Source organism: Flavobacterium sp. UBA5153, from assembly GCA_002413745.1.
Classification (GTDB): domain Bacteria; phylum Bacteroidota; class Bacteroidia; order Flavobacteriales; family Flavobacteriaceae; genus Flavobacterium.
The window spans coordinates 43,229-56,332 of the sequence record DHXP01000046.1; the positions used below are offsets into that span (position 1 = coordinate 43,229).

General features: G+C 34.6%; 8 protein-coding genes. 3 read left to right on the top strand and 5 right to left on the bottom strand.

Annotated elements, in window-relative coordinates; all coding sequences use genetic code 11:
- Positions 1 to 121 precede the first annotated feature (121 nt).
- Both B2145_RS09525 and nagB read right to left on the bottom strand, forming a co-directional pair.
- A complete protein-coding gene (locus B2145_RS09525) occupies positions 122 to 3,034 on the bottom strand; it encodes an FAD-binding and (Fe-S)-binding domain-containing protein (protein ID WP_291101511.1) in 2,913 nt (970 codons plus the stop codon).
- Positions 3,035 to 3,283: 249 nt separating this feature from the next.
- Complete coding sequence (gene nagB / locus B2145_RS09530) at positions 3,284 to 5,224, bottom strand: glucosamine-6-phosphate deaminase (RefSeq protein WP_291101514.1); 1,941 nt, start codon at positions 5,222 to 5,224, stop codon at positions 3,284 to 3,286.
- 803 nt (positions 5,225 to 6,027) lie between these two features.
- Here nagB and B2145_RS09535 point away from each other — a divergent pair.
- Positions 6,028 to 6,999, top strand: a complete 972-nt coding sequence (locus tag B2145_RS09535) for an NAD-dependent epimerase/dehydratase family protein (protein WP_291101517.1) — start codon at positions 6,028 to 6,030, stop codon at positions 6,997 to 6,999.
- Between the two features lie 94 nt (positions 7,000 to 7,093).
- Here B2145_RS09535 and B2145_RS09540 read toward each other — a convergent pair whose 3' ends face one another.
- Entirely contained in the window at positions 7,094 to 7,966 is an 873-nt protein-coding gene (locus B2145_RS09540) for an IS1595 family transposase (protein WP_291101520.1), read from the bottom strand.
- A gap of 149 nt (positions 7,967 to 8,115) precedes the next feature.
- Here B2145_RS09540 and istA point away from each other — a divergent pair, with 149 nt between their 5' ends.
- Both istA and istB read left to right on the top strand, forming a co-directional pair.
- A complete protein-coding gene (gene istA / locus B2145_RS09545; RefSeq protein ID WP_291101523.1) occupies positions 8,116 to 9,675 on the top strand; it encodes an IS21 family transposase in 1,560 nt (519 codons plus the stop codon).
- An 83-nt stretch (positions 9,676 to 9,758) separates the two neighbouring features.
- Complete coding sequence (gene istB, locus B2145_RS09550) at positions 9,759 to 10,493, top strand: IS21-like element helper ATPase IstB (RefSeq protein ID WP_291101526.1); 735 nt, start codon at positions 9,759 to 9,761, stop codon at positions 10,491 to 10,493.
- Positions 10,494 to 10,973: 480 nt separating this feature from the next.
- On the opposite strand, the gene B2145_RS09555 is transcribed toward istB, so the two are convergent.
- Together B2145_RS09555 and B2145_RS09560 are read right to left on the bottom strand one after the other, a co-directional pair.
- Complete coding sequence (locus tag B2145_RS09555; protein ID WP_291101528.1) at positions 10,974 to 12,230, bottom strand: exo-beta-N-acetylmuramidase NamZ family protein; 1,257 nt, start codon at positions 12,228 to 12,230, stop codon at positions 10,974 to 10,976.
- A 193-nt stretch (positions 12,231 to 12,423) separates the two neighbouring features.
- Positions 12,424 to 13,104, bottom strand: a 681-nt coding sequence (locus B2145_RS09560) for an exo-beta-N-acetylmuramidase NamZ family protein (RefSeq protein WP_291101531.1), incomplete at its 5' end; no start/stop codon positions are given.

The following is a 13,104-nucleotide window of genomic DNA, read 5'->3' on the forward strand; positions in this document are numbered from 1 at the left end:
AATTTTGTAGTTTTATTTTGCAAATAATGTAAATCTTATTCGAAAATCAAATATATAAATCAATTTTAATTTGATAAATTTTAGCCTAACAAATTTAATTTATACTTTAAAAAAGTAATTCTTATTTTAAACAAGTTCTCAAAATAGTTACCGGATGAAGCGCTTTTCTATTGGTTCCGTCAAAAATCTGATGGCGACAACTTGTTCCTGCGGCGGCGATTGCCGTTGTTGTATCTGTTAATCGAATTTTTGGAAACAAAGTGTCTTCACCCATTTGCATACTGATGTCATAATGTTCTTTTTCGTAACCAAAGGAACCTGCCATCCCGCAACAACCCGAATTGTATATTGTAACTGAACTATTTTTTGGTAAATTCAACATCGCAAACGTAGCTTCAATGGAACTCAATGATTTTTGATGACAATGCCCGTGAATTTTTATGGATTTTTCAACATCAGAAAATTGCTCCGAATGAATTTTTCCCGTTGTAATTTCTTTTTTGAAAAACTCTTCAATGGTAAGTACATTTTTTGCCAATTTCTCGGCACTTTCTTTATCCTTTGCCAATCGACAGTATTCGTCCCTGAAAGTCAAAATTGCCGAGGGTTCGATTCCTATCAATGGTGTATCTTCTGAAATTAAATCCTTGAAGATTGTCACATTTTTATTCGCAATGGCTTGCGCTTCTTTAAGAAAACCTTTCGAGATATAGGCTCTTCCGCTTTCTTCGTGGTCGATTATTTCGACTTCATACCCTAATTTTGTCAATAATTCATAAGTGTCAATTCCAACAGAAACATCATAATAATTGGTAAACTCATCGCAAAACAAATAGACTTTTCCGTTTGTAAAAGAATCTCTTTTTATTATTGTTCGGTGATTTTCATACCATTTTCTAAAAGTGATTTTGGCCAAATAGGGAACTTCTCGTTTTGGAGCTATTCCCATACTTTTCTTTACCAAAGGTAGATTTACCATAAAATTCGTAAAACTCGGCAAGAGACTTCCCAGTTTATTCAGTTTTGCATTATTGGCAAAGATTTTATTCCGGATAGAAAAACCATTTGCTTTTTGATATTGGTATAAAAACTCTGCTTTCAGAGCTGCAACGTCCACATTGCTGGGACATTCGCTTGCGCAAGCCTTGCAACTCACGCACAATTCGAAAACTTGGTACAATTCCTTATGATTGAATTTATTCTCTTTTTCGGAATGGGTCAGATATTCTCTCAAAGCATTGGCTCTAGCCCGAGTGGTATCTTTTTCATTGCGGGTGGCACGATAACTGGGGCACAAAGTTCCTCCGGCCGAAGGCAATTTTCTGCAATCGCCGGAACCGTTGCATTTTTCGGCAGCCCGCAAAATCCCCATACTATCCGAAAAATCCTGGATTGTTTGAATATCTGGTTCCACCCTGCCGGATTCCACCCGAAGGTTTTCGTCCATTTTTGAAGTATTTACAATTTTTCCAATGTTTAGAATTTCATTGGGGTCAAAAGCCTTTTTGATTCGTTTTAACAATTCGTAATTTTTGTTGCCAATCATAAACGGCAAAAACTCCCCACGAACGATTCCGTCGCCATGTTCTCCGCTCAACGAACCTCGATATTTTTTTACCAAGTGTGCCACTTCGGTGGCGATGGTTCGAAACAGTTTCAAATCTTCTTTTTTCTTCAAATTCAAAATCGGACGCAAGTGCAATTCGCCCGCTCCGGCGTGTGCATAATAAATCGCTTCTTGACCGTAACTTTTCATCATCGCTGAAAATTCGGCGATATAATTAGGCAGATCGCTCAATTCCACTGCAGTGTCTTCAATGGAATCTGCGGCTTTATTGTCGCCAACGATGCTTCCCAAAAGACCAAGACCAGCTTTTCGGAGTTCAATAATTTTATCAATATCGACTCCATATAATTTAATTAAGGCATAACCGAAATTGTTTTTCTGCAAATCGGCAACTAAAGCATTGGCTTGATTTTCTGCATCTTCCATTGAATCCGAAGCAACTTCGAACATCATGATCGCCTTGGGATTTCCTTCTATAAAAAGTCTGTTTTTTGCTTGCTCTCGATTGTTTTTGGTACAATCCAAAATCGTGTCATCCATCATTTCGCAGGTATACAAATGATGTTTCATCGCCACGACAACCGCTTCGAGACTTTCCTGAATACTGTTGAAATGACCTACGACCATAATATTATTTACTGGAGGCAAATCATCCACTTTCAAGGTGATTTCAGTTGAGAATGCTAAAGTTCCTTCACTTCCGCAAAGTAATTTGCCGAGATTTATAGTTTTCTCGTCACCTGAAAACAATTCCGATTTTAATAATAAATCAACTGCATATCCCGTATTTCGTCTGTGAATTTCGGGTTTTGGAAACTCGGCAACAATTTCTTTTTGGGTTTCTTCATTCGAAAGTTCCTCATAAATGGTTTTGTAAATTTTGCTTTCTAGCGAAGTGCCTTTTGTTTTTTCGATAAATTCATTCGAAGAAAGTTCGTTAAATATTGCCAAAGAACCATCACTCAAAATCGCTTTTATCTCCATAATTTTATCACGGGTAACTCCGTATCGAATTGAAGTAGTTCCCGAGGAATTGTTGCCCACCATTCCTCCAATCATACAACGACTCGAAGTGGAGGTATTGGGTCCAAAAAACAAACCGTACGGCTTCAAATATAAATTCAACTCATCCCGAATGACTCCAGGTTGCACCGTTATTGTTTTTTTGATTGCATCAAATGAAATAATCTTGGTAAAATGTTTTGAAACATCCACAATTATTCCATTTCCGACCGTTTGTCCAGCTAAGGAAGTCCCGGCTGTTCTTGGTGTTAAAGAAATTTTATTTTCTGTTGCAAAATGAATCAGCTTGACAATATCTTCGTTCGTTTTTGGATAAGCAACTGCAAGCGGTATCATTCTATAAGCAGAAGCATCAGTGGCATAAAGGGTTTTATGAAGGTCGTCGAATAAAAGAGTTCCGTCTAACGATTCGGATAATTGCTGTAATTGGAGATTGGTTAACATTTAGTGTAATATATTGCTGTTATTTTCACAAATATAAAAATAGGCCTTTATAATTTGATAATTTTGGTAAGAAAACTTTAAGTTTAATATTAATTTCTATTGAATGGCAGTTAGCCCGATAAACCCAATTTATATAATCATAACATTTAAAATAATTGAAATGAAAATCAAGTGAAAAATAATGATTTTATTGATTCTCGAATTGAATTAGTACTTTAAACTATTTGGTAATATATTATATAATTTATTTTAGTAATCAAAACGTTTGAAAGCTTCAATAGCTTCATATTCAGACAGGCCTAAATCATCATACAATTTTGCAGTATGCTTGTTACGATCTTCGGCCCTTACCCAAAATTCTCTTGAGTCGTTCCCTTGGAACATAACTCTGTCTTTTTGAGATTGATGGTACAAAATAGCGTGTCTTTTTAGCATAACTTCGTCTGGGCTTAATGGTACGGCCATATCAATTTCATGAATATCCCATTCATGCCAAGCACCTCTATACAACCACAACCAACAATCATTCATGTAAGGCTCTGATTTGAGTTGTTTCATTGCAGCAAATATTGCATTAAGGCAAACTTCATGAGTACCATGCGGATCCGCTAAATCGCCGGCAGCAAATACTTGGTGAGGTTTTATTTTTGCGATAATAGCTGCAACAATTTCAACATCTGCTGTTCCCAATGGATTTTTCTTTATTTGTCCCGTTTCATAAAAAGGAAGATCTAAAAAATGCGTATTTTCATCTTTTAAACCAATGTATCTTGTAGCAGCGTATGACTCCCGTCGTCTGATAAGACCTTTCAATTTGCGAACTTCAATAGAGTCTATCTGATTTTCTGTTTTATTATTCAAAAAATCTATAACTGCAGAAAAATTTATTTTACTAATATCTTCTCCAACAAAATCATTACATACTTCAGCAAATTTAAGCGCCTCATCATCCGTAACTGCAATGTTTCCAGAGGTTTGATATACCACATGAACATCGTGTCCTTGCTTGATTAATTTAGAAAATGTTCCTCCCATAGAAACCACATCATCATCCGGATGAGGACTAAAAAGGATCACTCTTTTCTTAGCAGGGTTAGCTCTTTCGGGTCTATGAGAATCCTCTGTATCGGGCTTTCCTCCTGGCCATCCAGTAATGGTATGCTGCAATACATTGAACATATTAATATTCAAATCGTAAGCAGAACCCTCTTTAGCCAAAAGATCTGACATTCCGTTATTGTTATAATCTCTATCAGTAAGTTTTAAAATGGATTGATTTGTTTTTTCGCATAGCCAAACAATAGCTTTGCTTTTTAATTCTTGAGTCCAAATGCATTCTTGAACCAACCATGGCGTTTTAAATCGGGTTAATTCTGAGGCTGCAGATTGGTCTAAAACGAAAGTGGTATTATTATGATTTTGCAAAAATGTAGCAGGAACTTCAGAACTTATATCTCCCTGAATCGTTCTTTTTATTATATCTGCTTTATTTTGGCTCCAAGCCATTAATACAATTCTTTTAGATCTAAGTATGGTAGAAACTCCCATGGTAATCGCTCTTTTAGGAACGTTATCAATACCATTAAAATCTGAAGAAGCATCTACCCTTGTAATATGATCCAAAGTAATTATTCGGGTTCCGGAATTGATGTGTGACCCTGGTTCGTTAAAACCAACATGTCCTGTACGACCAATTCCTAATAACTGAAAATCGAGACCTCCCGCATTTTTAATTTTCATTTCATAATCTATACAATATTGATTCAGTTCTTCAATGGATATCGCTCCATCAGGAATGTTTACATTTTCGGGATTTATGTCGATATGATTAAAAAGATGCTGATGCATGAAATAATGATAGCTTTGATTGTTCTCTTTAGTCATAGGATAATATTCATCCAGATTAAATGAGATTACATTACTAAAACTAAGACCATCCTCTTTATGCATTCGGATCAATTCCTCATACACTTTTATGGGTGAAGAACCTGTTGCCAGTCCAAGAACGCATATTTCGCCTTTTGCCTGTTTATCAATTATCAAATCAGCAATTTCTTTAGCCACCACAATTGATCCTTCCTTAGCTGTCGAAAAAATAACATTGTGTATTTTCTCAAATCGGGTTTCTTCAAATTTTCCGGCTTCGTCGTATTTGATACTTTTTGGGTAAATTATTGGTTTAACTTCCATTATATTCTATTAATTATTATGAATAGAGCAAATTTAAAATAAAAATACTTACAAACATGCAATATTATGCATTTTTATTAGTTAAATATATATTTTATTGCAACTAAATTTTATCAAAACTGCAATAAACAAAAAATGGCCTAAAAAGTTATAAGTTTATGGCATTTGATTTCTTGGACAATTATGAACGATTGGGATTTCTGTAAACGCAGTTTTACAATAATTGAAGTTATGGTTAATGTATTTAAATTGGAAGGAAATGCCAGAACTATTATGTTTAGTGATCTAGTTGGGGCACTTCTATTATTTATTTGGTATTCTAAAGAGACCGAAGGTTTGTAAACAAAATTAATATCTAACTGAATATTTTAAAAAAAGTCACCACAGCAGAGTAATTAAACAAATCTTAGCATTATTACGGGCATTTTTTTGTGGAAACAGGCATAAGTTCTCTTACAGTTGACCCACTATACAGGCCATTTAGTGAAATCTCCTTATTCAAACAAAAATACTCGCAAAAACATATAATTTATGCATTTTTATTTATAAATTTACAATTATTTTGCATTGATACATTAGTAAAACTGCAATCAAGAGGAAATAGCTTAAAAAACTGTAAATCGGCAGCAAATCTATTTTGCAAAATTATATTAGTCAAATAAACTATTTATGAATTCTATTTTAGTTTTATTACTCCCCTTAATTGTTTATTTTTATTGCTTAGAATCATACATTATCAAACGTATTACCCAAACTCATTCGCAATCATTATCAAGTCATTGATATGGAGTAATCAAAAAAAAATGAAAAAAAAAAATATAATAGGGAGTAAAATGAGAATTGTTATTATTGGAGGTACCGGACACATAGGTACTTTTTTAGTTCCACAATTGGTAATAGCTGGACATGAAGTAATCTGCATTAGCCGTCAAGAGAATAAGCCATACAGCTTTCATATAGCTTGGCAATCAGTTGAATTTATTGTGATTGACCGTATTGAGGCGGATAGGAAGAAAATATTTGGTAGACAAATCCAAAAACTTTCTCCCGATGTGGTAATAGATCTTATATGCTTTACCCTTGACAGTGCTAAAAATTTAGTAGAAGCACTTGATGGCAGAGTACAGCATTTTTTGCATTGCGGAACAACATGGGTACATGGTCATAGCGAACAAGTTCCCACAATTGAATCGCAAAATCGTAATCCTATCGGTCAGTACGGTATTAATAAAGCTGCAATTGAATCCTATTTAATTTCAGCTTCACGTCAAAAAGGATTTCCTGCAACAATATTACATCCTGGACATATGGTGGGACCTGGATGGATTCCAATAAACCCAGCAGGAAATCTTAACCCTGAAATATTCAAACGATTGGCAGAAGGAAAAGAAATTACATTACCAAATAACGGCATGGAAACCCTTCACCACGTTCATGCAGCTGACGTTGCTCAATCCTTTATGAAAGCGCTAACAAACTGGAATAGTTCGGTAGGAGAAAGTTTTCATATAGTCTCCGAACAAGCCCTTACATTAAGAGGCTACGCAACTGCAATGGCCACATGGTATGGCCAGAAAGCTAATCTAAGTTTTTTGCCTTGGGAAGAATGGAAAAAAACAGTTAATCAAAGAGATGCAGAGCTTACATGGGATCATTTAGCTCATAGTCCCAATTTTAGTATCGAAAAGGCTAAAAAATTATTAAACTATCAGCCTCATTATACCTCTTTACAAGCTATTCAAGAGTCAATTAAACAATATTTTGAAAAGAACTAAATCATAAAAATTGATTTTCAACAACATAAGCAATATAAAATTTATAGGTATAGGCACTTTGGTCGCATTTGTTAAGTACTTATTTTATTGACATTTATTTATAATTTACCATTTTTATTATTAACACATCGAAGATTGTATCCATATTTGACCTTCTGTTATATCTAAAATGGTACTCATCCAGATAATTTTGCATACGCTCTTTGCTACAATGATGATGAATCCCTCTCAACCATCCCTTGATATTCATAATATGAATATGTAACTCTTTGAAATTTTTTCCGCCTTTTGAAGGAACTTGTTTTAGGTTTTTAAATTCTTTTTTCAAAGGGGTATATCCTCTCCATTCATCAGAGACGAGATAAGCTTCTTTCGAAACATATTTTGTCAAAAATTCACCTAATTCAATTGCCGAGGAATGTTCTATAGTTTCCGCATATGCCCTTCCAACCCCATCTTCTAAAATCTCAACAGCTAAAACAATCAACTTTTTCAATCCTTTACTTCTACCTTTTTTACCCTCTTCTGGACCACCAACAACAAACTCATCAACGTGAACAATCCCTGTTAATGGGCTTTTAAGGCTGCTTTTCATTGCTTGTTGTACCTTTAGTTTGAATGCCCAACAAGTCTTTTGACGTAATTCAAATTCTTGACTTAATTCTAAAGAGGACATTCCTTTTTTCTTACTACTAATTTTAAATGCAATATGAAATGCTATTAGAATTGAAAATTTAAACTTCTCAAACATAGTACCCGCTGTAGGACTTTCATCATATCTACATTTTGTACATCTCCTGTTTTGAATGTTTTTGCCTGTGCCAAATTTATCATTATTGCATCGTTTGCATTTATAACCTTCTGCCCACTTTACTTGGGCTAAATATTCTAAACAATCATTATCATCCTTAAATCGTTGGTTAAACTTTATCGAATTCACTCCTCTAAAAATATTTCTATCTGACATTGAGTATTCCACCCCAAACTGTACCACCCATTCCAATCCAAACTGTACCACCCATTCCAGTGCAAACTGTACCACCTATTCCGGCGTAAAGTGTACCACTTTTTGACGATGTTTTTTAGCTGTATTTTGTGATACTAAAATCACAAAATATGAGCAATCAAACAATAGGGTCAATTATGATACGAGAAATTATTCGAATGAAAGAAATGGGATTTTCTATGCGAAAAATCGCTCGAAGCATTGGGAAATCCAGAACTACAATTTTAAAATATGTCACTAATATTGAAGCCTCGGATTTAAACTTCAAGGAACTTTTAGAGCTTACAAGTGAGGATATTTACGAGCTTTTTGGAACCCCACAAAGTATTTCCAGCAGTAATACTGATGTGATTCAGAAAGAATTATTGGCATTTTATCCTTATGTAGAAAAGGAACTCAAACGTGTTGGTGTTACCCGCTATATCTTGTGGGACGAATACAAACAGAAACATCCCCAGGGGGTAATGTATAGCCGTTTCTGCGAGTCTTACAGGCAATGGAGTAAGAAATCGGATGGCTATATGCCTGTGAGCCATAAATATGGAGAGAAACTATTCATTGATTATGCAGGCAAAAAACTACATATAATCGACAGGCAAACGGGCGAAATAAAACCCGTAGAAGTCTTTGTGGCTACCCTTGGAGCGAGTCAATACACTTATATTGAAGCCTCTTTTTCTCAACAAATCCCCGATTTTATAACCAGTGTCCAAAATTCTTTTTTCTTCTTTGGAGGCGTTCCCGCCTGTGTAATTCCTGATAATTTAAAGTCGGCTGTTACCAAATCCGACAAATACGAACCTTTTGTAAACGAACAATTCGCCCGTTTTTCAGAGCATTACAATACCTCTGTAATGCCCACCCGTTCTCGAAAACCAAAGGACAAACCCTTGGTTGAAGGTGCTGTAAACATTGCCTACACCCGTATTTATGCGTCCTTGAGGAATACGGAGTTCTACAGCATTGGCGAGCTAAACGCCGCCATAAAAGTATGCTTGGAAGCGCATAATAAAAGTCCTTTCCAGAAAAAAGAACACAGTCGCTGGACACTTTTTCATGACAACGAAAAGGCCTGCTTAAAACCCTTGGCAATCGAGAAATACGAGTTAAGAGACTACAAAACGGCTACGGTGCAGAAAAACTGCCACGTTTATTATTCTCCGGATAAGAATTATTATAGCGTTCCCCATACTTTAATTGGAAAGAAAATCAAGATGATTCTCACTCAAAGCGTGGTGGAAATTTATCATCAGCAAACCCGTGTCGCCTTTCATTCTCGTAGCCGAAAAGCCTTTGACTACGTAACTTTAAAAGAACACTTGCCTGCGAGCCATACTTATAACTTGGATTGGAGTTCGGAATACTTTATAAATTGGGCTGCTAAAATTGGCGCCAACACAAAGGAATCTATCGAGAAAATACTCTTGCAAAAACAATACCCAGAGCAGAATTATAAAAGCTGTATGGGCATATTAAGTATGGCTAAAAAAGTTGGAAACCAACGACTCGACAATGCCTGTAAAAGAGCCCTACTCTTTGATGCCGTGGGATATAATCCGATAAAAAACATCTTAGAAAAAGGACTTGACAAGCTAGAAGATCAAGTGAAATTGTTTTATACAATCCCAATTCAACACGAAAATATCCGAGGGTCAGAGTATTACAATTAAAATTTTATGAAGAAACCAAAACAACCCAATGTCTTTTATGATAACCCAGTAACTTTTATATTATTAACAAAAAAAATCAAATCATGAACACTACCTCAACAATTGAAAAAATGCAAAAACTCCGTCTTGCAGGGATGAAACGGGCTTACGAATCCTCGTTTGAGACCAGAAACCAAGACACATTTACCAACGATGAATTTATTGCCTGGCTCATAGAATCCGAGGACAATCAGCGCAACAACAGCAGAACCGAGCGATTATTAAAGAACGCTCGGTTCCATTACCAAGCATCAATCGAAGAAATAAACTACGCATCGGAACGTGGTTTAGATAGAAATTTGCTAACAAGATTGTCAGACTGCTCTTTCATTGACAGACACGAAAACATAATAATTACGGGCTGCACAGGCACAGGGAAGAGCTATTTGGCAACGGCATTAGGGCTGCAATCCTGCATAAAAGGATACAAAGTATTGTACTATAATTTAGGGAAACTTTTTCATAAACTAATGATAGCAAAAGCAGATGGAACCTATATCAAAGAGCTTGCTAAAATAGAAAGTCACGATTTATTGATTCTTGATGATTTTGGAATACAAGCAATAGATCAAGAAAAACAAATGATATTGATGGATTTGATAGAAGATCGAAATCAGAGGAAATCAACTATTTTCAGTTCTCAAATTCCTGTAAAAAATTGGTATGATTTAATCCAAGAAAAAACAATAGCAGATGCAATTTTGGATAGGATAATTCACTCCGCAATTCGGTTCGAACTTAAGGGTGAATCGATGCGTAAAAAAATGAAAAATAACTAAAAAAAATTATCTAATTTTAACCACAGAAAACATCATTAAAAAAGTGGTACACTTTCTACCGGAATAGGTGGTACAGTTTCGCCGGAATACTTACCAAATTCAGATAAAAACACATCNNTCTAATTTTAACCACAGAAAACATCATTAAAAAAGTGGTACACTTTCTACCGGAATAGGTGGTACAGTTTCGCCGGAATACTTACTGACATTAGGCAAAAATAACAAATTGCGACCTAAACGCCTATACCTAAAAATTTATTTGAAAGAATATTTTAGCTTTCATTACACTTTATAAGTAAAGAAATGGTTAGGTACAACTTTTCTTTACGTACTCATACCCAAGTTAATTAATAATATGAGAAAATATTATGCTGCGACCTATTTAATACAAAAAAATATCGAGGGTTTAAAACCTCGATATTTTTAACGTATACAGTTATAGGGCATTTATAGATAATACATATAAATTCCTTTAATTTATTATTTATATATTAAGTACTTTTCTCTTGCCTTTTTAAAGGTTATTAAATCCTTTTGCCAAGTCGCTTTAATTTCTTCAAAAGTAAGCCCCTGTTCAATTTGTTCTTTCAGTTTGGTGTTACCAGCTAATTTGTTAAAAGATTCTTTATTGAAGAACTTATCCTTTTGAGCAGACGAATTATAGGCATCTATAAGCCATGTTAAATTCAAGCTACTCAAATTTTCTGTTTTTGACAAATCTAACCCATAACATTCTTGACCCATGTTTTCTGGAGTTTTTGAACCAAAATTAGGCTGAGGGGTAAATGTAAAGTTATATTTATCTTTAGGTAGATATGGTGACCCAAAAATTTGAAATTGCATTTCAGTCCCTCTTCCACTGCTAACATTTGTTCCTTCGAACATACACAAACTTGCGTATAAGTTTATGGATTTATCATTAGGAAGATTCGGTGATGGCCTTAGAGGCAGACTATATGTCGAATTATGAGTGTAGTTTTTTAATGGAATAACCTTAAGGTCGCACTGAACACCATCCTTCAACCATTTTTCTCCGTTTGTCATTTTTGCATATTCTCCAATTGTCATTCCATATACTATTGGTATTGCACCGAGTCCAGCATAACTTTTAGATTGTTTCTCTAAAACTGGCCCATCAATATAATTTCCATTTGGGTTTGGCCTATCTAAAACAATTACAGGGATTCCATTTTCCGCACAAGCTTCCATAATGTTATGAAGTGTAGAAATATAGGTATAAAAGCGCACGCCAACATCTTGAATATCAAAAACGACAACATCTATATTACGTAAGTGTTCCGGTGTCGGTTTTCTATAATTATATATTTGTTTTTGTCCTGGATTTTTGTTTTCACCATATAAGGAAACTATAGGTAAACCTGTTTTACTATCTATGGCATCTGTTAAATTTTCTCCAGCATCAGCGTCTCCTCTAAAACCATGTTCAGGAGAAAAAACTTTTGTAACCTTAATGCCTAATGTTAACAAGGAATCAACAAGGTGTTGGTAATTGGAATTTGATTTGCCATTTTTAAAAATTACCGATGTATTGTTTCCTACTACAGCAACATTTTTACCCTTTAAAAGATCTATATATTTATCTAACTGATTTGCCCCAACAATAATATCTGGTTTTTCTTTAGAAGATACTTTTTGAGCATTACAACTTATGGTTAAAAAATAGAAAAATAGTGTTGAAATCAGAAAAATACCTTTTGATAATTGCTTACGTCTCATACGAATTTGTTTTTTTAGGTTTGATTTAATAGTTTAAAAGATTTGATTTATAACAAACTAACTCCAGCTGTAACGCATTCTCCAAGTTTAAAATCTATTGGATCAAGATATGTAACAACTCTATCTATTCCTTTTAGATTTCATACATTAAACTATGCTTTAAGTTCAATTTTGTTAAATAAAGACATTTAAATTATTCAGATTTGTAAATTAAGTACTTTTCTCTTATCTTTTTAAAGGTAGTTAAATCCTTTTGCCAAGTTGCTTTAATTTCTTCGAAAGTAAGTCCCTGTTCAATTTGTTCTTTAAGTTTTGTTGTACCGGCCAATTCGTTAAAAGATTCTTTATTGAAGAACTTATCCTTTTGGGCAGACGAATTATAGGCATCTATAAGCCATGTGAAATTCAATCTACTCAAGTTTTCTGTTTTTGACAAATCTAACCCATGGCATTCTTGATTCATGTTTAACGGAGTTTTTGCACCATAATTAGATTGAGGAGTAAAAGCAAATTTATAGCTGTCTATAGGTAAATATGGCGAACCAAAAATTTGAAATTGCATTTCAGTCCCTCTTCCACAGCTAACATTTGTCCCTTCAAATAGGCACAAGCTTGCGTATAAGTTTATGGATTTATCATTAGGAAGATTCGGTGATGGTCTCAGAGGAAGACTATATGTAGAATTATGAGTGTAGTTTTTTAATGGAACAACTGTAAGGTCGCACTGAACGCCATTCTTTAACCATTTTTCCCCATTTATCATTTTTGCATATTCACCAATTGTCATTCCATATACTATTGGCACAGGGTGCATTCCAACAAAACTTTTAGATTGTTCCTCTAAAACTGGCCCATCAATATAATGTCCGTTTGG